This is a genomic window from Buttiauxella agrestis ATCC 33320, assembly GCF_000735355.1.
Classification (GTDB): Bacteria; Pseudomonadota; Gammaproteobacteria; order Enterobacterales; family Enterobacteriaceae; genus Buttiauxella; species Buttiauxella agrestis.
This window is the reverse complement of sequence record NZ_JMPI01000023.1, coordinates 133,257-154,737: the sequence shown is the minus strand read 5'-3', so window position 1 is coordinate 154,737 and position 21,481 is coordinate 133,257. Positions and strand designations below refer to the sequence as shown.

Genomic DNA, 21,481 nt, shown 5'->3' with positions numbered 1-21,481 from the left:
CACTTTTTGCAGGGACGCACAAAGTGCGACACATTGCCGCGTAATGCGCTTATTTCTGAGTGTTTACGCGGCTTGCCAGTGCGGAAAGGTTGTTATCGGGAAATGGACTTTCCATCGCAAAATCCCATTCGTGTGCAGCACAAACCCCATCACTGCCGCCCTGGTTTTCACATTGCGCAATTCTTTTTGCCGGAGCATTCCCGCATACCAACAGGAAAGCGACAACCACAACACCGGGGATAAACCACTTAATCATGACAAAAATTCTTCATTAATATAAAAGCCGTCAACAGGACGTTAATGCTCACCGATCCTGTCATTCAAAAAAATATTATATTCCGCAATTATATTTTAAGGAATAACTCATATTTATTATAAATAACTAAAAAAGTTGCAAAGTCGCGTCCAGGGTCGCTGAGACCAGGAATAAGCCTCCCCAACCTTTTGCGACGCCAAGTTTGTTAATAACCACTTAACGCACTGATAACACTTCGCCGTATTTCTGCGCATTCCGTATTTGAAACAGCGTTTTCAATTCCTTTCGGAGCAAGTTACCTCTATAATGAGCGCGTCTTGACTTGAATGGTTTCAGCGCATTGAACTGTCCTAATACACTAGAAAGCAATCAATATCCCCGGCAGGCTGAACCGCAAGCACACTTTCCTCTGCACGCTTTATTTCTGTCACCTATCCTTACCGGGTGGCACATGAACAATACCAGCTTTAGTTTGCGCTCCGGCGCCCGTATCGACCGGAACCGAATTTTCACAATCCTTCTCAACTTACAGATAAGACTGTCATGAAAAAGACTAAAATTGTTTGCACCATCGGTCCGAAAACCGAATCCGAAGAAATGCTGAGCAAAATGCTTGATGCTGGCATGAACGTAATGCGTCTGAACTTCTCCCACGGTGACTACGAAGAACACGGTCAGCGTATCAAGAACCTGCGCAACGTAATGGAAAAAACCGGTAAGAAAGCAGCAATCCTGCTGGACACCAAAGGTCCTGAAATCCGCACTATCAAACTGGAAGGCGGCAACGACGTCTCTCTGAAAGCGGGTCAGACCTTTACTTTCACCACCGACAAAACTGTTGTGGGTAACAGCGATATCGTTGCTGTCACTTACGAAGGTTTCACCAGCGACCTGAGCGTTGGCAACACCGTACTGGTTGACGATGGTCTGATCGGTATGGAAGTCACTGCAATTGAAGGCAAAAACGTTGTTTGTAAAGTACTGAACAACGGCGACCTGGGCGAAAACAAAGGCGTTAACCTGCCGGGCGTTTCCATCGCGCTGCCAGCTTTGGCTGAAAAAGACAAACAAGACCTGGTGTTCGGTTGCGAGCAAGGCGTTGATTTCGTAGCGGCTTCCTTCATCCGTAAACGTTCTGACGTTGTTGAAATCCGTGAGCACTTAAAAGCGCATGGCGGCGAGAACATCCAGATCATCTCCAAAATCGAAAACCAGGAAGGCCTGAACAACTTCGACGAAATCCTCGAAGCTTCTGACGGCATCATGGTTGCTCGTGGTGACCTGGGCGTTGAAATCCCGGTTGAAGAAGTTATCTTCGCGCAGAAGATGATGATTGAGAAATGTGTTCGCGCTCGTAAAGTTGTTATCACTGCAACTCAGATGCTCGACTCCATGATCAAAAACCCACGTCCTACTCGCGCAGAAGCGGGTGACGTGGCTAACGCCATCATCGACGGCACCGACGCAGTAATGCTGTCTGGTGAGTCTGCTAAAGGTAAATACCCACTGGAAGCTGTGACCATCATGGCTACTATCTGTGAGCGTACTGACCGCGTGATGACCAGCCGTCTGGATAACAACCATGACAGCCGTAAACTGCGTATCACCGAAGCAGTTTGCCGTGGTGCAGTTGAAACTGCTGAAAACCTGGCAGCTCCAATCATTGTTGTTGCAACCCAGGGCGGCAAATCAGCTAAAGCTGTGCGTAAATACTTCCCGAACGCAACTATCCTGGCGCTGACCACCAATGAACTCACTGCTCGTCAGTTAGTTCTGAGCAAAGGCGTGATTCCACAGCTGGTTAAAGAAATCGCTTCTACTGATGATTTCTACCGTCTGGGCAAAGAAGTTGCGCTGGAGAGCGGTTTAGCTCGTAAAGGCGACATCGTAGTGATGGTTTCTGGTGCATTAGTACCAAGTGGCACCACCAATACTGCGTCCGTTCACGTACTGTAAATTTCCTGTGAACGAATAATTTGCTAAAAAAGCGCCTTCGGGCGCTTTTTTTATGGGGTTTAATAGACGGTCTGAAATAAAAATCAAATCGGCTTGCTCTATTTAAGATGCAATTTAGTAAGATGAATCCGATTAAAATCCTCTGTTTTTTCTATTTTTTTTAGTTTTCAGCCCCGGTTCGCTGGTTCTTTGAGCGAACGATCAAATTTAAGTGCATTCCCATCAAAAATTTATTCTCAAGATAAAAAACTTTGTGTAATACTTGTAACGCTACATGGAGATTAACTCAATCTAGAGGGTATTAATAATGAATCGTACTAAACTGGTACTGGGCGCGGTAATCCTGGCTTCTACTATGCTGGCAGGTTGTTCTTCTAACGCTAAAATCGATCAACTGTCTTCTGACGTTCAGACTCTGAACGCTAAAGTTGATCAGCTGAGCAACGACGTGAACGCAATGCGTTCTGACGTTCAAGCTGCTAAAGACGACGCAGCTCGCGCTAACCAGCGTCTGGACAACCAAGCTCACTCTTACCGTAAGTAAGAGTACTTGTATTAAAATGGCGCACATTGTGCGCCATTTTTTTTGCCTGTCATTCCTGTTCACGTAAAAACTCCGCTAGTTCATCACCACGCTGTTTTGTCCACTCACCAGGCTTCCGCTACCGTTCGGCGCTATAGTGCCGCCAGTGGACGCTTTGACGCTCTGTATTGGCGTGATATTAACCGGTTGCGATGGCACTCCCTGCGGCGCATTCACCAGCACCGGATAACCCGCTCGCCGTACAATAGCGCTATCAACCTGCGCCTTATCGCTCATTGAGTTATCGATAAACGATGCAAAAGAGGCATTAATCGCAATCGGCACGGTCTGTGGGTTTTCCCAATCGTTTCGCGACAGCGGTTGATGCACTTCCACAAATCGCCTGCCGTCCGGCTCAATCGTAAATTTCACCGGCTCATTAATGATTTGCACTCGTGTGCCCCAGGCCACCTGGCTAAACAGCGCCTTAATATCTGGCGCCCGCATGCGCATGCAGCCAGAACTCACGCGCAGCCCAATGCTGTTACGTGCGTTGGTACCATGAATCAGATATTCACCTCCGCCCTGTTCAAGACGCAGCGCATAGCGGCCAAGCGGGTTATTCGGCCCGGCAGGGACCACTGCGGGCAACGTAATTCCTTGCGCGGCAGAACGAGCACGAATATTGGCCGTCGGCGTCCAGGTCGGATTAGGGATTTTCTGGCTGATACGCGTCACCATAACCGGTGTTTCACGCCCAAGCTGGCCAATTCCCAATGGATAGACTTCGACACGATTCTGCCCTGGCGGATAGTAATACAGCCGCAGTTCAGCAAGATTAATCACAATACCGACTCGTGGCGTATCCGGCAGGATCATTTGCGAAGGAATGGTCAATTCACTGCCCGGTTTTGGCAGGAAAGGATCGACAGTATTATTTGCCTCCAGAAGTAATAACACGCCGGTATTATATTTCGCGGCTACCGCTTCGAGGTTTTTACCATCATTCGGAACTATATAAGTTTGATTCACGCCAATAATCCGGCTACCCGGTGGCGGGAGTAAATAATCAACAGCCCATGCCGACTGGCTTGCAGCCAGGGCGCTTACCAACATAAGTGTTATTTGAGAGAACGCGCGTTTCATACTGAATTCCTGTATTCACCGGCTGAACGCCGGAATGCTGAAAGCCATGCGAGGCAATAAAATTACCTCGCGTTAACAGGATGAAAGCTGTTCTAAGAGTTTAGCTAAGATTGGTGGCTTTGGTGCGGATTGCGCGGATCATTGCCTCAAGCCCCTGAGAGCGAGACGGCGTAAGATGTTGAGCAAGTTCAAGTTTCTCAAACCATGGGCGCACATCAAACGCGACAATATCCTGCGCAGTCATCTGTTGGTAGAGAATAAATACAATAGCAATCAGCCCTTTGACAATCGCGGCGTCACTGTCACCCTCAAGCGTAATCACGCCATCCGGCTGCTGGTGCATCACAATCCACACCTGGCTTTGGCAGCCCTGAATGGTATTTTCCGCTCTATGTTCAGCCGGTGGTAGTTCAGGTAACCGCCCACCAAGCTCAATGATATAGAGATATTTCTCTTCCCAATTACTACAGCGGCTGAAATTCTTCAGCAGTTTTTCTTTGTCTGGCAACGTAGCCATGGCTTTCTCCGTGTTATCCCAGCAGGCGATGGATGCGTTGTAATCCCGTAACCAGGCGGTCCACCTCTTCTTCGGTATTGTACATCGCAAACGAAGCACGACACATTGCCGGAACCTTGTAGAACGCCATCAACGGCATCGCGCAGTGGTGCCCGGTTCGTACCGCAATACCATAGTTATCAAGGAAGCTGCCGACATCATAAGCATGATGTTTACCGAGGTTGAACGCGATAACACCGAGCCGCTGCTCAGGGCCATAAATCGTTAAATCCGGCACAGCCTTCAACGCCTGCTGCGCGTAATGCATAAGCGATTGCTCGTACTCGCCCACTTCCGCCAGGCCAAGGTTTTCAACATATCGCAAAGCGGCACCCAGCCCAATAATCCCGGCTGTATTTGGCGTGCCCGCCTCAAAACGCCACGGAGCGGCGGCGTAAGTCGTGCCTTCTGTGAGACTCACACTGGCAATCATCGACCCGCCCCCCTCCCACGGCGGCATGTTTTGCAGGATTTCTTCACGCGCATACAGCACGCCAATTCCCGTCGGGCCGTAAATTTTATGACCGGAGAAAAGATAGAAATCGCAATCCAGTGCCTGCACATCAATGGCGTGATGCATGATGGCCTGCGCGCCGTCCACCAGCACTTTTACGCCCGCCTGATGCGCAGTCGCAATCATTTGTTGTACCGGGTTTTCGGTGCCCAGTACGTTTGAAACATGCGTAATCGCCAGCAGTTTTGTGTGCTCATCAATCAGCGTCGGGAACACTTCGAGTTGTAACGTGCCGTCCTGATTGAGCGGGATAACGCGCAACGTCGCTCCCGTGTGTTCGCACAGAATTTGCCACGGCACGATATTGGCGTGGTGTTCCATCGCGGAAATAATAATATTATCTCCGCGCTGAATATTGGCTCGCCCCCAGCTGTTGGCAACCAGATTGATCCCCTCAGTGGTGCCTCGCACAAAGACAATTTCTTCTGGCGATCGCGCATTAATGAAGCGCGAAACCTGATTGCGCACGTTTTCCATGAGCTGCGTCGCTTCCGCGCTCAGCGTGTGTATCCCGCGATGTACCGCCGCGTAACCGTGGCTGTAAAAGTCCAGTTCAGCGTCGATAACCGCCTGCGGCTTTTGCGCACTGGCCGCGCTGTCTAAATAGGCCAGCGGCTGGCCGTTGACTTCGCGGCTTAGAATGGGGAAATCAGCCCGCACCCGTTCGATGGAAAAACTCATGCATCGCCTCCCGCAAAGCGCTGGCCGATCCGCGCCAGAACCTGCTGTTTTAATGCTTCGTCGCGAATACTTTCCGTAAGCTCTGCGGCAAAGGCATAAATAATCATCTGTCTGGCGGCCTCTTCTTTAATGCCGCGCGAACGTAGATAGAACATCTGTTCGTCGTCGATGCGACCGATCGTCGCGCCATGACTACATTTCACGTCATCGGCATAAATTTCCAGCTGTGGTTTGGTGTCCACTTCCGCCAGACGCCCGAGCAACAGGTTATTGTTGGTCATCTGTCCATCGGTTTTAATGGCATGTTGAGCCACTTTAATCATGCCGTTAAACACCGCACGACCTTTATCACGCACGATAGTTTTGTGCAGCTGACGGCTGTTGCAATAACCCTTGTTGTGCTCAAGCCAGGTTCTCGTGTCGCACACTTCGTTATTAATCGGCAACGCCAGGCTGTTCATGCGTAGTTGCGTGTTCTCGCCGTTAAGTTGCGTACTGGTGTTGTGGCGCAACACCGCCGCCCCCAGCAGGAAGCTATTACTCTCAACCGTCGCATCCTGGCCGACCACTAAATCGTTATGAGCGAAGTGATAGCTCTGTGCATTTTCAAACGCCATTTTGTCATGGTGCAACTGGCTGTTTGCGCCGATTTCTGCGGTAAAGCGCGCGCCAGTAAAATGTGGGTGCTCGTCAAAACTCACGTAGTGCTCGATAACCGTCGCGTTTGCGCCTTCGCCCAGAGACAAGTGGTGGCGATAATGTGCCGTATTCATCTCACCCAGCGCACTCCCCCGGCTGACGTGCATTAGCAGCAACGCTCTTGCCGGGCTGTGATTACGCGCTACGCGAATATGCGTCACAGTTTCGGCGAGACTCTCGGTAAGATGCAGGAATACTTCGCCCTGCACTGCGGCGGGCAGCGAATCCCGTTGTTCATCGACGGTCACATCAAAACCGCTATGGGTAATATCGTCGCTCAGTTCACGGCTGAATCGCCCATCAACAAACACCAGCCGCCATGCGTCTACCGGCAATGCCAGTTTATCGCGCTGAACTTCACTCAACGATTCTTGCACAGGCAGAACAAACTGATTATTCAGCAACCCTTCCAGGGGCGTGTATTTCCAGTTTTCATGTTTACGCGTCGGCAGCCCCAGGCGCAGCATTTGCTGCATATGTTCCTGAGCTTCTTTGCTGCGTTTATCACCCTGCGTTTCAAACAAATGATGCCATTGCTGCAGGGCATTGCCGTTACTGCTGTTCGGTAAGCCAGCCATAACCCTGCTCCTCCAGTTGTTTCACCAGACTGAAATCACCCGATTTCACGATTCGGCCCTGATACAGCACATGAACAAAATCAGGTTTGATATAGTCAAGGATACGCTGATAGTGAGTGACGATAATGAATGAACGGTTGCCATCACGCAGGGAATTGACCCCTTCTGCGACAATTTTCAGCGCATCAATATCCAGCCCTGAGTCGGTTTCATCGAGAATACAAAGTTCAGGTTCCAGCACCGCCATTTGCAGAATGTCGTTACGTTTTTTCTCACCACCAGAGAAACCAACGTTCACCGAACGCGTCAGTAAATCTTCTGGCATTTTCAGTAATTTGATTTTCTCTTCCATCAAATCCTGGAAATCAAAGCGGTCGAGTTCTTCTTTGCCCCGATATTCGCGCACCGCATTCAATGCGGTTTGCAGGAAGAATTGGTTGCTGACGCCGGGAATTTCTACCGGATACTGAAATGCCATGAAAATGCCTTCGCCCGCTCGGTCTTCCGGCGATAATTCCAGTAAATCCTTGCCTTTGAAATGCACCTGCCCGCCGGTGACTTCGTAATCTTCACGTCCGGCAAGCGTTGCGGACAGCGTGCTTTTCCCGGAGCCGTTCGGCCCCATGATGGCATGCACTTCACCCGGTTTTACTTCAAGGCTTAAGCCGCGCAGGATCTCTTTGTCCTCAACGCTTACCTGTAAATCTTTAATGCTCAGCATAATTTTCCCTTAATTCTTATCCGACACTGTGTTCGAGGCTAATCGCTAATAATTTTTGTGCTTCCACTGCGAACTCCAGCGGTAATTCCGAGAACACGTCTTTACAGAAGCCGTTGACGATCATTGAAATCGCATCGTCCTGGGCTATCCCACGTTGCAGGCAATAGAACAACTGGTCTTCACCGATGCGCGATGTCGTCGCTTCGTGCTCAAGCTGAGCAGTATTATTGCGGCACTCAACATACGGGAAAGTGTGCGCGCCGCTGTCCGGGCCGATAAGCATCGAATCGCACTGCGTAAAGTTACGGGCGTTGGTCGCCGTAGGCATGATTTTCACCAGTCCACGGTAGCTGTTCTGGCTATGCCCGGCAGAGATCCCTTTCGAGATAATGGTCGATTTGGTGTTTTTGCCGATGTGGATCATTTTGGTGCCGGTGTCAGCTTGCTGATGCCCTGCCGTCAGCGCCACCGAGAAGAATTCGCCAATGGAGTTATCGCCGCGCAGGATCACGCTCGGGTATTTCCAGGTGATTGCTGAACCCGTTTCAGACTGCGTCCAGGACATCTTGCTGTTCGCCCCTTCGCACAATGCACGCTTGGTCACGAAGTTAAGAATGCCGCCGGTGTTGCCATCGCCCGGGAACCAGTTCTGTACGGTCGAGTATTTCACTTCAGCATCTTTATGGATGATGACCTCCACTACCGCTGCGTGAAGCTGGTAGCTGTCGCGCACGGGAGCCGAGCACCCTTCGATATAACTGACATAACTTCCTTCGTCGGCGACTAAAATAGTGCGTTCGAACTGGCCGGTTTTTTCGGCATTGATGCGGAAATAAGTTGAAAGCTCCATCGGGCAACGCACGCCTTTCGGCACATAAATGAATGTGCCGTCGGAGGCCACAGCTGCATTTAACGCGGCAAAGAAGTTGTCGTTACTGGGAACCACTGTGCCGAGATATTTTTGCACCAGTTCAGGGAACTCATGAATTGCTTCGCCAAAGGAGCAGAAAATAATGCCCTGTTCGGAGAGTTTTTCACGGTAAGTGGTCGCCACAGAAACGGAGTCAAAAATGGCATCCATGGCGATATTCGAGCCTTCATGCACCGGGACACCAAGCTGTTTAAAAGCCTCTTCTACTTCGCCCGTCAAATACGCATTGCTGCCGGGTTGCTGAACCGCACCCGGTTGCGACTCGCAGTTATCGTCGCAACTGCCGCACGACGGCGCAGAGTAATAGCTGTAATCCTGATAGTTCAGCTTTTCGTAATTGGCTTTCAGCCAGTGTGGCTCTTCCATTTCAAGCCAGGCACGATAAGCATTCAGGCGAAATTCCAGCATCCACTCGGGCTCATTACGCCGCGCAGAGATTGCCCGCACCACATCTTCGTTGATGCCGTGCGCCATTTCGTCGGTTTTCAACTGGGTGAAAAAGCCTTCTTTATAAGAATGGCTGCCCGCCCAGGTTTGCACTTCTTCAGACGTTTCAGTGTTACGTGACATAATCCCGCCTACACCCCAAAGCTTTCACCACAACCACATTCGTGTTGTGCTTTCGGGTTGTTAAATTTGAATATTTCGTTTAATCCTTCATGCACATAATCGACTTCCGTTCCGTCGATAAACGGCATAGCTGAAAGCGGAACCCACAGCTTTGCGCCGTCCGTCTCAAAAAGTAGGTCGTCAGGGTTAGGCTCTTTTACGGTGTCCAGCACGTAGCCAAAGCCCGCGCATCCAGTTTGTTTGATACCCAGACGCACGCCCAAAAACCTCGGCTGTTGACTTGCCAGTTTGCGAATATGTGAGCACGCTTCAGGCGTGAGCGTTAGCCCCTTCCAGGCGAAGTCGGTGGGATCGAAGCTACCGGTTTGCACATCCATAGTTCACCTCTTTTATGTTTTGCCGCCCAAAGGCCAATACCCTATGTTAATGATAACAATTATCAATACAACATCCTGATAACAGGGGTATTCATGAAATGCTGCATTTTTAGGCGTATTAACTAAGGATAGACCCTGCTGAAACTCTTGCAGGTGGTGAAAAGAGCTATTTAAGCCACTGAATTGAGAAGGATTTAAATACCGGGCGAATGATTAGGTGATAGAAAGTAAAAGATGTATAGAGAATACCGATTTAAGTGATAGGTAACCTAAAATGCCTGAAAACAACGATTTACTGCAACATCAACAGTTTAACTATTTCTGCTTAATCTGGTGACGTGAAAATTGCCTCAACACTTGTTGCAAGATCCAGACAGGTGGCCTATGGGCATTTAACTCGAGACTGCATGTTCACTGATTCAGTTCGGACATTGCCAGCGCTGCAACTTCTAATGTTACGGATGCTGTTTCGTTGCTCTCGAGTGACCATGTTGTTGAGAGTCCGCACCACGCAATGATCCATTTGAGTAGACGCTCTCTATCAAGGCCCGCCAGTTCGCTAACGAGATTCAGTCGTTGTTTAAATATTCCTGGGACAGTAGCAACCCGGGGTATGGGATTGCCAAGATCCGGATTGGTAAAAATATTGGCAAAGTCGAAACCTCGTTCACCGAGGATTCCTTTTGGATCAATGGCCAACCAGCCTGAGGCACCGAAATCAAGAACGTTCTCATGATGTAAGTCGCCATGTAATACGACCAACTCTTGTGGTGTCGATAACAACTCTTCTGCTATTTCAGCACTACGTGACAGGATGCCTCCATACCGCTGGCCTGCTGATTGAAGAGGGCAAAACCACTCAGCCAGAGTCGGAAGTTGTGGTAAAGGCCGTTTTGGGGTGGTGTGAAGTCTGTTTGCTGTAAAGCATAAAATCCGACATGCCTCAGCATCCTGACCTTCCCGGGACATAGAGGAGAGTGATGCCTCCCCCATTGCGCGTGCAAGAAGAATGGCTTCATTTTCATATGCAATAACCTGTGCTGCGCCATTTCCTTCCCACCATGACATTAGAGCACTACCGGATTGCTCATCCGCATCATCTGTGATTTTAAGCATGGCTTTCATACCTCCTGTTATTGTCTCAACAGGCAAGAGTTTGGAGGTATGGGTTGTGAACGGTGTACCATCTGGAATGAGGTTCCAGCGATCTAACCAGTGTGCGAACTCGCTAATGTCCATAATATTTTCCTTACTTCCTTATCGTGTAAGTCAGTGAATGCGACAGGCATGTGAACCATTCTAACTCATAGCTTGAGTAAATTTTTCTCAACTTAAATCTGATGGTTAGGTCATTCATGCAGCTGTATTTAAAAATAAGAAAACATGAGATTGTTAAGGTTATAACCTTGTCATATCTTCTAAGTGTGTATTTACCCTCAAGGAATAAGCATCATGATTAAGCGTCGCACCCTCAAAACTGCACTTGCGGCGGTTTTTTCTCTGACTGTCCTTGCCGCCCCCGTTTATGCAAACCCGGGCAACGGCAATGGTGGCGGTAATCACGGTAACAGTGGTAATAGCGGTAACAGTGGCAATAGCGGTAACCATGGCAATAGTGCTAAAAGCGGGGACCAGGGCAACAAAGGCCAGGGTAACGGAAAATCGAATGAGGATCATGGCAACCGCAAAAACTACGGTAAACCAGACCATGTTGACTCGGATATCAACTTTTCTCGTGCACGCTCTCTAGCCGTGAATTATGGCCTTGTTGGATATCAGGCACTCCCACCAGGAATCGCTAAAAATTTAGCACGAGGTAAACCGTTGCCTCCGGGAATTGCTAAGAAAACTTTACCTGCATCCATGATTAACGATCTGCCATATTATCCTGGTTACGAATGGCAAGCGGTGGGTAATGATTTGGTGCTTATTGCTTTAAGCACAGCCATTGTGACCTCCGTCATTAACGGTGTGTTCGATTAACATATTCCCCTATCCGAGAGCCTCACATCTGCGGGGCTTTTTTATGCCCAGCGACAATATCCCTGTTCTTCATTTTGTTAAATACCGTGACCATTAGCCCGGTAATTGTACTGAGTCCTTCATACGCTTAATATATATGAGAAAGTAGCTTTGACGAGCAAGAAAAATCCGTTCGTTAAATTTGTTGGTAATTATATTCTACGGAAGGATATTTAATGCGCTATACACCTTTTATAATTGTGCCTTTATTAAGTGCCTGTAGTTTCAGTTTTATGAAGTTTGATAATGATCCGTTAGTACAAGCGACGTACGCGACTAATGCGACAAAAAGCTCCGTTATTGCAGCGGGTGGGAAACCAGACAGTGAGATGAATGTTCCTGAAATCAATGGGACTTGCATCAATTACACGCTAAAAAAAGATGCTGAGACAATGCCTTTTTATGTGGCATTCGATGAGAATGGAAACCGCAAACATTATGGTTATATCTCCTGCCAACAGGCGAGAGCCAAAGGAGTATTTAGCCAGTAAGTCATCATAAAAGATCATTCCTCTTCTCACTCTATATAGTCAGAAGAGGGATATGTGAATTTCTCTAAATATTAGTAACCTGCAGCCTTATTAGCCGCTTTTATACGCTTATTCCTGCTCTCTTTTTCATGGCTATCTTTAGCCTGCATTATGCCACCAGCAGCATCTACCCAGTCATTAGCTGTACAACCGGATAATACCACGCCCAACATAAGTGCAAGTACATACTTCATTTTAGCTCCATAAAATCATTTCTGTATAAATAACGTCCGTGTAATACTTAAAGTATTTGACGCTTACGCCATTATTTTGACAAAAAATGAGTTCATGGGCAAGGTGCGCTGGATTCAAGTCTGTTTTATATAGCGAGTGAGATACAGCTTATAGCTGAAATAATTTAAGTTGCAGACTATATAATAGACCTGCAACTTAAACAGAATGGATGGATTATTATGCGGAAGTAATGAGCAGTGATTTATTTGCTTCGAGCGCGTCAACCGCACATTGCTGGTCCAGATGCCCGCCTGGTGCGCCGCCAATACCAATAGCGCCAATAGTCTGGTTATCGACTTTCACAGGAACTCCACCGCCCAATAATAAGAAGCCTGGAATATCGCGCATATTCTGTGCACCGGCGTTATCCTGCGCACTTTTCATCACATCACCAGTGGTATTTTTTGTGGTCAGTGCGGTATACGCTTTCATACGGCTAGCTTCAACGGTATGCGGGCCTGCGTTATCCATGCGCTTAACCACTTTCACCACGCCCGCACGGTCAACAATCGTCACCGCAACGTTGTAGTTTTTGGCACTACAAGCCTGGATGGCGCTTTGGGCAAGCTTGTCAGCAAACTCGAGAGAGAGATTCTTTTCAGTCAAAACATTACTGGCAAATGCAGGCATTACCGCCATGGTACTGAACAGAGCAGCCGCTAACAGGATGGATTTTTTCATGGTTTCTTCCCTCAACTCGGAGTGATTAATTGACAAGAGTTAAGGTAACCAACTGCGCAAATCGAAACCATTCGGGTGAATACCTGGCAAACCAGGTAATTTTACGTAGTTCCTTTTAAACCGCCGTAAACTTTAATCAGCTTCGCCAGAGAATTAATTTCCAGTCTGGCAAATAAACTGGCTCGATGCGCCTCCACGGTTCGTGGTGATAACGAAAGATCGCGCGCCATTTCTTTATTTGATTTGCCCTGCATGATAAGCGCCATCACTTCCTGTTCTCGGGCAGAAAGCGTGGCCAGCTTCGCCTGTAAATCGGCCTGGCTTTCACGTTGTTGCTGGGTCAGTTTCTGCTGCTCAAATGCCGCCCCTACCGTTTCAATCAACAAATCCGCATCAATAGGTTTGGTGAGAAACTCAAAAGCCCCGTTTTTAAACGCTCGACGGCAAAGATCGATACTGCCATGGCCGGTCATCATGATAATCGGCAAGGTACTTCCCCGTTGTTCCCAGCTTTCAAGCAACGTAATGCCTGATTTACCAGGCATACGAATATCCAAAAGCAAACACCCGTTCAGGTGTTGCAACTCAGGCTGAGACGCCAGAAAACTTTGTACACTGTCATAGGCCTGCGTTTCCCAGCCCATCGTCGCCAGAAGAGCGCTTAATGAAATGCGGATTGCTTCGTCGTCGTCAATTAAGTAGATTCGTTGCGCCATCACGCCTCCTGCTGTGTGAGAGGGAAAACCAGAGTGAAACACGCGCCGCCAGTGGCGCTGTTTTGCGCCTGAATACTGCCATTCAACCGCTGCACCAGCGTTTCCGTCAGCGCCATTCCTAGCCCAAGCCCATCTTTACGCGTGGTAAAGAAAGGCATAAAAACTTGCTCTAATGCCTGTTCAGATAACCCCTGCCCACCATCAGTGACGGTCAAAATAATGCTGTCCGCCGTCTGGGATGCATGGATTGTGACCCAGGCTTTTTCCGTTTTCTGCTGCGCCTGGATCGCGTTATTGAGCAGATTATGGAAGATTTGCTCAATGCCCAATGGCGAGGCGATGAGAGAAGGCAGAGACTCAGGAACCTGGTTAATGACACTGACTTTGCCGCGCTCGATTTCGTTACCCAGCAGCATCGTCACTCGTTCCCATACCTGGCGCAAATTGACCGGTTGTAGCGCCTGTTCGTCACTGTGCAATTTTTCACGGAATGCCAGTAGCAGAGCGCTGATGCGTTTAGTTTGCATGACCGACGCATCCAGCAGCGGTTGTGCTTTTTCCGCCTGTTGCTGCTTAATTAAACGCTGTGCCGTTTGCGAATAGCTCAAAATTGCAGTGAGGGGTTGATTCAGTTCATGCACCATGCCTGCAGCGATTTCTCCCATCGCATTCAAACGCGCCAACTCTGAAAAATGGGCGCGTAAATTGGCAATGTTGCGCTGTCGTTTAGTCATCTGATACTGATTATAAAAGTAGATAACGACCGCCCAAAAAACTCCTACCAGCAGCAAAACCAACCAGGGCAAACTTCGCCAGTCCGGATTATTCGTCACCAGTAAATTCAAAGGCTGTGAAGGGCTGGCAATGTCCTTTTCCCAACGCCACCAGTCCCCCTTGCCTTCCGCGCCCTGCGTGATAAGCGGCGTATCTTTCCAGCTCAGGCTGAAATGGCGGAATTTCTGGGTGCGAACAAAATCGGCGAGCAACGTTGGCAAATCAATCAGCAAAGACCCCTGCGGCGAGTTTATCCAGTATGTGCCTGCACGCGCAGGGTTTATATCCGGGCGCGGTGGCTCATGGGGTTGGGTTTGCCAGCGCAGAATATAAGGAAATTTTTGCTGCACCACGGCAGGATCGCTGCTGTTAGAAAGCAATGCAAGAATCACATCGTTTTGCGAAAGTTTAACGGTGATGTCGCGATACAAAATGCGGAACTCCGCACTTTGCTCCTCATACTGCTGATGCAGCGCATAAACCACGACGCCACCGCCCGACAGCACGGTGAGAATCAGCCAGATGAGTGCTTTACGCATCGCATTCCTTAATGTGGGAAGGGTTGTTGGAGAATCAAATCCAGCCTTTTTTACTGAATGTCACTTTCGTCGCTTCATTCAAATCGTAGTTGCTCAACTCAGAATGTTTAACCCAGGCAATATCCTGAAACTCTTCGTTAAAGGCGACATTACGGTTGGCGCTCACACAGTCAAATATCAGGTAAATCATATAAATTTCTTCTTTTGAACCGTCAGCGTAAGTCTTCACGCGCACATCGTCAGCGAAGGTCCAGGGTTTAATACTGGTAATTTGCAGCTCAGTTCCTAGCTCTTCAGCGATCTCTCGCAGCAACGCTTCTTCCATTTGTTCACCCGGCTCCATTCCACCGCCGGATAACGCCCATTGTCCGGGGAACACACCGCGATCGTCGGCCATCTTGCACAACAGAACTTCACCATTATTTTCAATAATCGGGCAAACAATAACTCTCTGACGCATACGACCTCCTGCTGTCTTTAATTTTGCAAACGTTAGCAGAAATGCGCCCGTGAGTCTCACGGGAAGTCACGCTTATGACGCTGATAATTAATTATTTGCGAGGCGCTTTCCGCAATTCATTCGTGCAGATTTTATTACGCTGGCAATGAATCTAAAGTGACGAACTCATGGCATAACCCGTTCAATTAATCATCGCAAAAATCGTACTTAGTACGAAAAAAACATTGACACTCGCACGTCGTACGACTAAAAATACAACACAAGGACAAAACAGATGATGGAACATTTTGAGTTTATAGAGACGCCGACTTTTGTCAGGCAGCGTGAAAGCTTGTTAGATGATGATACCTTCCAACAGCTTCAGGAATATCTGCTCAGGCAGCATGTCGATGGAGACACCATACGAAACTCCGGTGGCTGTAAAAAGCTGCGCTGGAACCGGCCTGGAACGGGCAAACGTGGCGGTGTAAGGGTTATTTATTATGCGGTAACTCAAAAAGGTAAACTCTATCTGCTGACGATTTACGCAAAAAACGTCAAAGACGATATGACCGAAGCGGAGAAATCTGTACTCAAACGGTTGGCGCATCATCTGGATCTGGCATTGACTATTTTTCACAATGAAAACTCAAGGAAACCAATATGGATAAGCAACTTTTCAACGATCTGGTGCAAAGCATGGAAGAGATGGTTGCCATCGAAAAAGGGGAAATGCAGCCAGGCCGCGTTCATCGCTACCCTTTACCAGATGTAAAAGCATTGCGTGAATCAATCGGTCTAAAACAGGAAGAGTTTGCTCAGGCTGTGGGGGTTAGCCCATCACTGGTGCAAAGTTGGGAGCAAAAGCGCCGCATCCCATCCGGGTCATCGCTAAAAATACTGTTGATGCTCGAACATAATCCGGCGCTTATTAAGGTTCTGCTGGCTATTTAATTAGACCACCGCTGTGGTCAGTCGCGATGTGCAACAAAGCCGCCCTTGTTCATCGCTGATTTCTATTTGCCAGACCTGGTGCCTGCGCCCGACATGCACTGCTTTGCAAACACCGCGCACAATGCCTTCTCGCGCCGATCGCAGATGGTTAGCGTTAACTTCCAGACCAACGATTTTCTGCTCGCCTTCGGTACATAAATATCCGGCTACCGAACCGAGCGTTTCAGCCAACACCACCGATGCGCCTCCGTGAAGCAAGCCAAATGGCTGGCGCGTGCGGTTATCCACGGGCATAGTGGCTTCCAGTTCATTATCGTCGATGCGGGTAAATACGATTCCCACGTGTTCCACCATGTTGTCCGCGCCCATTTTATTGAGCGCTTCCAGATTCACTTCACGTCGCCAGATCATCCCATAATCTCCAGTAATGCCTGTAGCGGATGGCGAACACCGTTGCCTTCCACACGTTTGACCTGACTGCGGCACGAATAGCCGGTTGCCAGGCAGCGTTGGCGCGGCAGGCGCTGCATTGCCTGGTGCCACGACAGCTCGTAAATCCCCAGTGCGTTAGCATGGTTTTTTACCTCATGCCCGTAGGTTCCAGCCATGCCGCAGCAGCCGACGCTAACATTTTCAAGCTTCGCACCTAAGCGCGCAAAAATTGCCGACCATTGGTTTGGCGCCGTAGGCAATGCGGTGACTTCGGTACAATGGCCAAACAGATACCAGGATTCTCCACCAACCGCAGCGGCTTCACGGTTTGCAAGCACACCAGGCAACCATTCATGAACTAATTGAACGTGAAACTCCCCACGATCTTCACCCAGCGTTTGTTTGTATTCGTCGCGATAACACAGCACCAGCGCAGGGTCGACACCTACCATCGGCATTCCGAGTTTCGCAACGCGGTTGAGGAATTCAGATGTTTTACGTGCCGTCCTGGCGAACTTTTGCAGGAATCCTTTAATGTGCTGCGCTTTACCGTTGGGTGAAAATGGCAGTACCACCGGCTCCAGTCCTAGTTTTTCAACCAGACGCACAAAATCGGCCACCACTTGCGCATCGTAGTAACTGGTGAACGGGTCTTGTACCACCAGCACCGTTCTGGCTTTCTGTTCAGCGGAATAGCTTTCCAGCTGTTCAAGTGTGGTATTTGCCGAAGTATGCCCGACCAATTGCTGTTGCAACGAGGGTGTGGAGAGCATCGGCAAATCAATCATGCCAATATGTCTGGCAGACAAATTACGCACCCACGGCTGACTCATAAAGAAGTTAAACGTCTTCGGCGCACGAGCCATAAGAGGGGCGTAACTTTCTACGGTTGCCACCAGATGATCGCGTATCGGGCGTAAATAGCGGGTGTGATAAAGCTGCAAGAAGCGCGAGCGGAATTCCGGAACGTCGATTTTGATTGGGCATTGCGTTGAACACGCTTTGCAGGCCAGGCACCCGGACATTGCCTCTTTCACTTCATGAGAGAAATCGTATTCACCTTTGCGAGCATGCCAGGAGTTGCGTGTGCGCTCGATTAAAGTACGCAGGCTGGCGCGTTTTTCTGGCATCTGTTTTTCAAGTGCATCCGGATCAACCCCACGATCGGCCAGCAAACGTAGCCATTCGCGCGTTAATGTTGCCCGCCCTTTTGGCGAGTGAATACGATTGCTGGTGATTTTCATCGACGGACACATCGGGCTTTTCACATCGAAGTTAAAGCACAAACCGTTCCCGTTACATTCCATCGCCCCGCGCCACGAGGTTCGCACCGCAATGGGGATTTGCCTGTCGAAAGTGCCGCGCTTCACCGCATCAACCTGCATCATCGGGTCATCCACACCTAACGGCGGGCAGATTTTCCCAGGGTTCAGGCGGTTGTCTGGGTCGAATACCGCTTTGATGCGACGCAGTTCTTCATACAGCGTTTCACCAAAGAACGCCGGACTGTATTCAGCACGGAAACCTTTTCCGTGTTCGCCCCAAAGCAGACCGCCGTACTTCGCGGTGAGGGCAACCACATCATCAGAAATGCGCTTCATCAGCACTTCCTGATGCGGATCGGTCATATCCAGCGCAGGGCGCACGTGTAAAACGCCAGCATCAACATGGCCGAACATGCCATAACTGAGATTGTGGCTGTCGAGCAAAGCGCGGAACTCAGTGATGTAATCGGCCAGATGTTGCGGCGGTACACAGGTATCTTCCGCAAACGGGATTGGTTTCGCCTGCCCTTTCGCGTTACCCAGCAGGCCAACGGCTTTTTTACGCATGTTATAAATGCGTTCAATGCCTGCCAGCTCTGTACAAACCTGCCAGCCGATAACGCCACCCTCACCTTGCGAAATCAATGAATCGAGGCGCTCGCACAATGAAGCAACCTGCCCTTCAATTAATTCCAGGTCGTCGCCTGCAAATTCAACGATATTCAGGCCGAGCATTTCTTTGCCGGGAACATCGGTGATTAATTCACTGACCGAATGCCAGACGATATCTTCTCGCGCCAGGTTCAGGACTTTTGAATCGACAGTTTCGACGGACAGCGCACGCGCCTCCACCATAAACGGTGCATTACGCAGCGCCGAATCAAAAGAGTCGTACTTGATATTCACCAGACGGCGCACTTTCGGCAGGCGCGTGATGTCCAGCTTCGCCTCAGTGATAAACGCCAGCGTGCCTTCCGAACCGCAGAGAATGCGCGTCAAATCGAATTGCGAAAGGGAGTCGTTGAAGACGTGGCGTAGATCGTAACCGGTCAGGAAACGGTTAAGTTTCGGGAATTTATCGATAATCAACTGGCGCTGCTCACGGCAACGTTCGAGTACGGTGCGATAAATCTTTCCGGTCGGGCTGTCATCGCGCCCTAAATCTTCCGCGAGGGCTGTAGACATAGGATGAGTGTCAAGAATATCGCCGTTCAATAGAACAGCCCGCACGCCCATCACGTGGTCAGAGGTTTTGCCATACACCAACGAGCCTTGCCCGGAGGCGTCGGTGTTGATCATTCCACCGAGCGTTGCGCGGTTGCTGGTAGAAAGCTCAGGCGCGAAGAAATAACCGTAAGGCTTGAGGTATTGGTTCAGCTGGTCTTTGATTACCCCGGCTTCCACCCGCACCCAACCCTGCTCAGGATTGATTTCAATGATGCGATTCATGTAGCGCGACATATCAACGACAATGCCCGTATTGAGCGACTGACCGTTGGTTCCCGTTCCACCGCCGCGCGGCGTGAAGACCAGAGATTTGAAGCGTTCTTCGGAGGCGAGTCTGGCCAGCAACGCCACATCTGCCGTAGAACGCGGGAATAACACCGCATCCGGTAACAGCTGATAAATGCTGTTATCGGTCGCCATCGTGAGTCTGTCAGCGTAACTGGTGGCGGTATCGCCGGTGAAACCTTGTTGTTCCAGTGCCTGTAAAAAATTGAGCACCAATTGAACAAGACCTGGTGCCTGAGATATTTGTGGGATCATTGAAGGGTCGACCCTGCCTGACGTTATTAGTTGTGAGTTATCGTTTGCGTTTGCTTCCTTTCATTTTTTAACACATTTTTTTAGGACATGCGCGTACGTTTTGTTCCTGTCAAAAACTGAGGAAATACATCATCATTAACACATCCGCTTCGCGGCTTTAACGAAGGCACTTTGCCCGTTATCAGTTATTAAGGTGATTTTATCTATGGTTAAAGTCAGTCAGCCGAAGGATCTGCTACAGATTCTGCTGTCGGTGTTGTTTATCTCGGTGATGATCATCGCCTGTTTATGGGTTGTCCGTCCGTTCGTACTCGGTTTTGCCTGGGCAGGTACCATCGTGCTCGCGACATGGCCCCTGATGCTTAAGGTTCAGAAATTGCTGTGGGGGAAACGCTCCCTTGCCGTTCTGGTGATGACGCTGTTGCTGTTAATGTTATTCGTGATCCCCGTTGCGCTGTTGGTGAACAGCCTGGTGGATAACAGCGGCCCGGTTATCGACTGGGCGACGAAAGGCAATATGGAGCTGCCAAAGTTCGATTGGCTTAACACTATTCCATTGGTGGGCGACAAACTTTACGCAGGCTGGAATGCTCTGGTTGATAGCGGCGGCAGCGCTATTATGGCAAAAATTCGCCCTTATATCGGCACAACGACGACCTGGTTCCTCGGCCAGGCCATTCACGTTGGTAGCTTCCTGATGCATTGCGGCCTGATGCTGTTGTTCAGCGTGCTGCTGTATGCGAAAGGTGAAACGCTGGGTAACGGCATTCGACACTTTGCGTTCCGCCTGGCGGGTAAACGTGGTGATGCGGCGGTATTGCTGGCAGGACAAGCCATTCGCGCCGTCGCGTTGGGTGTTGTGGTTACGGCGCTGGTTCAGTCAGTCCTCGGTGGCGTGGGTTTAGCTATTGCAGGCATTCCTAACGCAACGCTACTCACCGTGGTGATGATGCTGTGCTGCCTGGTGCAAATCGGTCCGTTGCTGGTGTTGGTCCCATCAATTGCCTGGTTGTACTGGACCGGTGACACGACCTGGGGCACGGTGCTGCTGGTGTGGAGTTGCGTGGTAGGTACGATGGATAACGTTATCCGCCCGGTTCTGATTCGTATGGGTGCAGACTTACCAATGATCCTGATTCTCTCCGGGGTTATTGGGGGGTTAATTGCCTTCGGGATGATTGGTTTGTTTATCGGGCCAGTTCTGTTGGCGGTCTCTTACCGTTTAATTTCAGTGTGGATGCACGAAGCTCCAGCCCCGCAAGATGACCCGAATGAAGTGGTAGAGATTCTGGAAGAGCAGGAATAAACCACGCTAATACTTGTGTTGCTCGCCTGGAATGGGAGCAACACAAGCACATTGATTAACAACGCTTATCAATTCCCCGCATTTTATCTTCTGTTTAAGCCTTTGATTCTATAACCATGCAGTAATGTGATCTCAACCGTTAACTTCTTATTAACTATTGAGACGAATCCGAGTGACGCTCCAGGGCGAGATGCCTACTATTAGTTCACGGCTATGAATCAACGCATTGATTTATAAGCATGGAAATCCCCTGAGTGAAACAACGAATTGCTGTGTGTAGTCTTTGCCCATCTCTACGATGGGCTTTTTTTTGT

The 21,481-nt window shown here is 49.4% G+C and carries 24 protein-coding genes and 1 other RNA gene; 9 read left to right on the top strand and 16 right to left on the bottom strand.

Annotated elements, in window-relative coordinates:
* Positions 1 to 49: 49 nt before the first annotated feature.
* Positions 50 to 256 (bottom strand): hypothetical protein, encoded by a 207-nt coding sequence (locus GBAG_RS08015; RefSeq protein ID WP_034494870.1) that lies wholly within the window; start codon positions 254 to 256, stop codon positions 50 to 52.
* A 322-nt stretch (positions 257 to 578) separates the two neighbouring features.
* On the opposite strand from GBAG_RS08015, the gene ynhH reads away from it, so the two are divergent.
* The 3 genes from ynhH to GBAG_RS08005 all read left to right on the top strand — a co-directional run bounded on the left by ynhH (position 579) and on the right by GBAG_RS08005 (position 2,756).
* Positions 579 to 803, top strand: a complete 225-nt coding sequence (gene ynhH / locus GBAG_RS23235; protein WP_418230241.1) for a protein YnhH — start codon at positions 579 to 581, stop codon at positions 801 to 803.
* Positions 800 to 2,212, top strand: coding sequence for a pyruvate kinase PykF (pykF, locus tag GBAG_RS08010; protein ID WP_034494869.1), 1,413 nt, complete (start codon positions 800 to 802; stop codon positions 2,210 to 2,212). The genes ynhH and pykF overlap by 4 nt, the downstream gene beginning before the upstream one ends.
* A gap of 307 nt (positions 2,213 to 2,519) precedes the next feature.
* The gene (locus GBAG_RS08005; protein ID WP_034455915.1) at positions 2,520 to 2,756 is read left to right on the top strand and encodes a major outer membrane lipoprotein; all 237 of its coding nucleotides are present in this window, start codon (positions 2,520 to 2,522) and stop codon (positions 2,754 to 2,756) included.
* Positions 2,757 to 2,831: 75 nt separating this feature from the next.
* Here the strand turns inward: GBAG_RS08005 and ldtE are convergent, their stop codons facing one another.
* From ldtE to GBAG_RS07965, 8 genes are all read right to left on the bottom strand, one after another.
* Positions 2,832 to 3,881 carry a L,D-transpeptidase LdtE gene (gene ldtE / locus GBAG_RS08000; protein WP_034494868.1) on the bottom strand — a complete coding sequence of 350 codons (1,050 nt, stop codon included), beginning with the start codon at positions 3,879 to 3,881 and terminating at the stop codon, positions 2,832 to 2,834.
* Positions 3,882 to 3,981: 100 nt separating this feature from the next.
* Entirely contained in the window at positions 3,982 to 4,398 is a 417-nt protein-coding gene (gene sufE / locus GBAG_RS07995) for a cysteine desulfuration protein SufE (protein ID WP_034494866.1), read from the bottom strand.
* 13 nt (positions 4,399 to 4,411) lie between these two features.
* Positions 4,412 to 5,632, bottom strand: coding sequence for a cysteine desulfurase SufS (gene sufS / locus GBAG_RS07990; protein WP_034494864.1), 1,221 nt, complete (start codon positions 5,630 to 5,632; stop codon positions 4,412 to 4,414).
* Positions 5,629 to 6,909 carry a Fe-S cluster assembly protein SufD gene (gene sufD, locus GBAG_RS07985; protein WP_034494861.1) on the bottom strand — a complete coding sequence of 427 codons (1,281 nt, stop codon included), beginning with the start codon at positions 6,907 to 6,909 and terminating at the stop codon, positions 5,629 to 5,631. Before sufD ends, sufS begins: the two co-directional genes overlap by 4 nt.
* Positions 6,884 to 7,630, bottom strand: a complete 747-nt coding sequence (gene sufC, locus GBAG_RS07980) for a Fe-S cluster assembly ATPase SufC (protein WP_034494859.1) — start codon at positions 7,628 to 7,630, stop codon at positions 6,884 to 6,886. Before sufC ends, sufD begins: the two co-directional genes overlap by 26 nt.
* 16 nt (positions 7,631 to 7,646) lie before the next feature.
* Complete coding sequence (gene sufB / locus GBAG_RS07975) at positions 7,647 to 9,131, bottom strand: Fe-S cluster assembly protein SufB (protein ID WP_034494857.1); 1,485 nt, start codon at positions 9,129 to 9,131, stop codon at positions 7,647 to 7,649.
* A gap of 8 nt (positions 9,132 to 9,139) precedes the next feature.
* Entirely contained in the window at positions 9,140 to 9,508 is a 369-nt protein-coding gene (gene sufA, locus GBAG_RS07970) for a Fe-S cluster assembly scaffold SufA (protein WP_034494855.1), read from the bottom strand.
* A gap of 411 nt (positions 9,509 to 9,919) precedes the next feature.
* Entirely contained in the window at positions 9,920 to 10,747 is an 828-nt protein-coding gene (locus GBAG_RS07965) for an aminoglycoside phosphotransferase family protein (protein ID WP_034494853.1), read from the bottom strand.
* A gap of 213 nt (positions 10,748 to 10,960) precedes the next feature.
* On the opposite strand from GBAG_RS07965, the gene GBAG_RS07960 reads away from it, so the two are divergent.
* Together GBAG_RS07960 and GBAG_RS07955 are read left to right on the top strand one after the other, a co-directional pair.
* A complete protein-coding gene (locus GBAG_RS07960) occupies positions 10,961 to 11,491 on the top strand; it encodes an anti-virulence regulator CigR family protein (protein WP_034494851.1) in 531 nt (176 codons plus the stop codon).
* A gap of 215 nt (positions 11,492 to 11,706) precedes the next feature.
* Positions 11,707 to 12,021, top strand: coding sequence for a hypothetical protein (locus tag GBAG_RS07955; protein WP_051873658.1), 315 nt, complete (start codon positions 11,707 to 11,709; stop codon positions 12,019 to 12,021).
* Between the two features lie 71 nt (positions 12,022 to 12,092).
* Here the strand turns inward: GBAG_RS07955 and GBAG_RS22905 are convergent, their stop codons facing one another.
* From GBAG_RS22905 to nudI, 5 genes are all read right to left on the bottom strand, one after another.
* Positions 12,093 to 12,254, bottom strand: a complete 162-nt coding sequence (locus GBAG_RS22905) for a hypothetical protein (protein WP_167333335.1) — start codon at positions 12,252 to 12,254, stop codon at positions 12,093 to 12,095.
* 217 nt (positions 12,255 to 12,471) lie between these two features.
* Positions 12,472 to 12,975, bottom strand: a complete 504-nt coding sequence (locus GBAG_RS07950; protein WP_051873657.1) for a GlcG/HbpS family heme-binding protein — start codon at positions 12,973 to 12,975, stop codon at positions 12,472 to 12,474.
* A gap of 101 nt (positions 12,976 to 13,076) precedes the next feature.
* On the bottom strand, positions 13,077 to 13,691 hold the full coding sequence (locus GBAG_RS07945) for a response regulator transcription factor (protein WP_034494850.1): 615 nt from the start codon (positions 13,689 to 13,691) through the stop codon (positions 13,077 to 13,079).
* Positions 13,691 to 15,004: a sensor histidine kinase gene (locus GBAG_RS07940; protein ID WP_034494848.1), complete on the bottom strand. Its 1,314-nt coding sequence runs from the start codon at positions 15,002 to 15,004 to the stop codon at positions 13,691 to 13,693. The genes GBAG_RS07945 and GBAG_RS07940 overlap by 1 nt, the downstream gene beginning before the upstream one ends.
* A gap of 34 nt (positions 15,005 to 15,038) precedes the next feature.
* Entirely contained in the window at positions 15,039 to 15,464 is a 426-nt protein-coding gene (gene nudI, locus GBAG_RS07935; RefSeq protein WP_034494846.1) for a nucleoside triphosphatase NudI, read from the bottom strand.
* Between the two features lie 274 nt (positions 15,465 to 15,738).
* Here nudI and GBAG_RS22060 point away from each other — a divergent pair, with 274 nt between their 5' ends.
* Together GBAG_RS22060 and nadS are read left to right on the top strand one after the other, a co-directional pair.
* Positions 15,739 to 16,218 (top strand): type II toxin-antitoxin system RelE/ParE family toxin, encoded by a 480-nt coding sequence (locus GBAG_RS22060; protein ID WP_072011153.1) that lies wholly within the window; start codon positions 15,739 to 15,741, stop codon positions 16,216 to 16,218.
* Positions 16,107 to 16,397, top strand: a complete 291-nt coding sequence (gene nadS, locus GBAG_RS07925; RefSeq protein ID WP_034494842.1) for a NadS family protein — start codon at positions 16,107 to 16,109, stop codon at positions 16,395 to 16,397. Before GBAG_RS22060 ends, nadS begins: the two co-directional genes overlap by 112 nt.
* Here nadS and menI read toward each other — a convergent pair whose 3' ends face one another.
* Positions 16,398 to 16,808, bottom strand: coding sequence for a 1,4-dihydroxy-2-naphthoyl-CoA hydrolase (gene menI / locus GBAG_RS07920; protein ID WP_034494839.1), 411 nt, complete (start codon positions 16,806 to 16,808; stop codon positions 16,398 to 16,400). It abuts the gene before it with no gap.
* Positions 16,805 to 19,861 carry a D-2-hydroxyglutarate dehydrogenase YdiJ gene (ydiJ, locus tag GBAG_RS07915; protein ID WP_034494837.1) on the bottom strand — a complete coding sequence of 1,019 codons (3,057 nt, stop codon included), beginning with the start codon at positions 19,859 to 19,861 and terminating at the stop codon, positions 16,805 to 16,807. Before ydiJ ends, menI begins: the two co-directional genes overlap by 4 nt.
* A 205-nt stretch (positions 19,862 to 20,066) precedes the next feature.
* Between ydiJ and ydiK the strand changes: the two genes are divergently transcribed.
* Together ydiK and rprA are read left to right on the top strand one after the other, a co-directional pair.
* Positions 20,067 to 21,167, top strand: coding sequence for an AI-2E family transporter YdiK (gene ydiK, locus GBAG_RS07910; RefSeq protein WP_034494835.1), 1,101 nt, complete (start codon positions 20,067 to 20,069; stop codon positions 21,165 to 21,167).
* Between the two features lie 207 nt (positions 21,168 to 21,374).
* Positions 21,375 to 21,481: antisense sRNA RprA (gene rprA / locus GBAG_RS22055), an RNA gene on the top strand.

Bases quoted from the DNA above. Each gene is read 5' to 3' on its own strand.
- GBAG_RS08015 (WP_034494870.1), bottom strand. From the start codon at position 256: ATGATTAAGTGGTTTATCCCCGGTGTTGTGGTTGTCGCTTTCCTGTTG.
- pykF (WP_034494869.1), top strand. From the start codon at position 800: ATGAAAAAGACTAAAATTGTTTGCACCATCGGTCCGAAAACCGAATCC.
- GBAG_RS08005 (WP_034455915.1), top strand. From the start codon at position 2,520: ATGAATCGTACTAAACTGGTACTGGGCGCGGTAATCCTGGCTTCTACT.
- ldtE (WP_034494868.1), bottom strand. From the start codon at position 3,881: ATGAAACGCGCGTTCTCTCAAATAACACTTATGTTGGTAAGCGCCCTG.
- sufE (WP_034494866.1), bottom strand. From the start codon at position 4,398: ATGGCTACGTTGCCAGACAAAGAAAAACTGCTGAAGAATTTCAGCCGC.
- sufS (WP_034494864.1), bottom strand. From the start codon at position 5,632: ATGAGTTTTTCCATCGAACGGGTGCGGGCTGATTTCCCCATTCTAAGC.
- sufD (WP_034494861.1), bottom strand. From the start codon at position 6,909: ATGGCTGGCTTACCGAACAGCAGTAACGGCAATGCCCTGCAGCAATGG.
- sufC (WP_034494859.1), bottom strand. From the start codon at position 7,630: ATGCTGAGCATTAAAGATTTACAGGTAAGCGTTGAGGACAAAGAGATC.
- sufB (WP_034494857.1), bottom strand. From the start codon at position 9,131: ATGTCACGTAACACTGAAACGTCTGAAGAAGTGCAAACCTGGGCGGGC.
- sufA (WP_034494855.1), bottom strand. From the start codon at position 9,508: ATGGATGTGCAAACCGGTAGCTTCGATCCCACCGACTTCGCCTGGAAG.
- GBAG_RS07965 (WP_034494853.1), bottom strand. From the start codon at position 10,747: ATGGACATTAGCGAGTTCGCACACTGGTTAGATCGCTGGAACCTCATT.
- GBAG_RS07960 (WP_034494851.1), top strand. From the start codon at position 10,961: ATGATTAAGCGTCGCACCCTCAAAACTGCACTTGCGGCGGTTTTTTCT.
- GBAG_RS07955 (WP_051873658.1), top strand. From the start codon at position 11,707: ATGCGCTATACACCTTTTATAATTGTGCCTTTATTAAGTGCCTGTAGT.
- GBAG_RS22905 (WP_167333335.1), bottom strand. From the start codon at position 12,254: ATGAAGTATGTACTTGCACTTATGTTGGGCGTGGTATTATCCGGTTGT.
- GBAG_RS07950 (WP_051873657.1), bottom strand. From the start codon at position 12,975: ATGAAAAAATCCATCCTGTTAGCGGCTGCTCTGTTCAGTACCATGGCG.
- GBAG_RS07945 (WP_034494850.1), bottom strand. From the start codon at position 13,691: ATGGCGCAACGAATCTACTTAATTGACGACGACGAAGCAATCCGCATT.
- GBAG_RS07940 (WP_034494848.1), bottom strand. From the start codon at position 15,004: ATGCGTAAAGCACTCATCTGGCTGATTCTCACCGTGCTGTCGGGCGGT.
- nudI (WP_034494846.1), bottom strand. From the start codon at position 15,464: ATGCGTCAGAGAGTTATTGTTTGCCCGATTATTGAAAATAATGGTGAA.
- GBAG_RS22060 (WP_072011153.1), top strand. From the start codon at position 15,739: ATGATGGAACATTTTGAGTTTATAGAGACGCCGACTTTTGTCAGGCAG.
- nadS (WP_034494842.1), top strand. From the start codon at position 16,107: ATGGATAAGCAACTTTTCAACGATCTGGTGCAAAGCATGGAAGAGATG.
- menI (WP_034494839.1), bottom strand. From the start codon at position 16,808: ATGATCTGGCGACGTGAAGTGAATCTGGAAGCGCTCAATAAAATGGGC.
- ydiJ (WP_034494837.1), bottom strand. From the start codon at position 19,861: ATGATCCCACAAATATCTCAGGCACCAGGTCTTGTTCAATTGGTGCTC.
- ydiK (WP_034494835.1), top strand. From the start codon at position 20,067: ATGGTTAAAGTCAGTCAGCCGAAGGATCTGCTACAGATTCTGCTGTCG.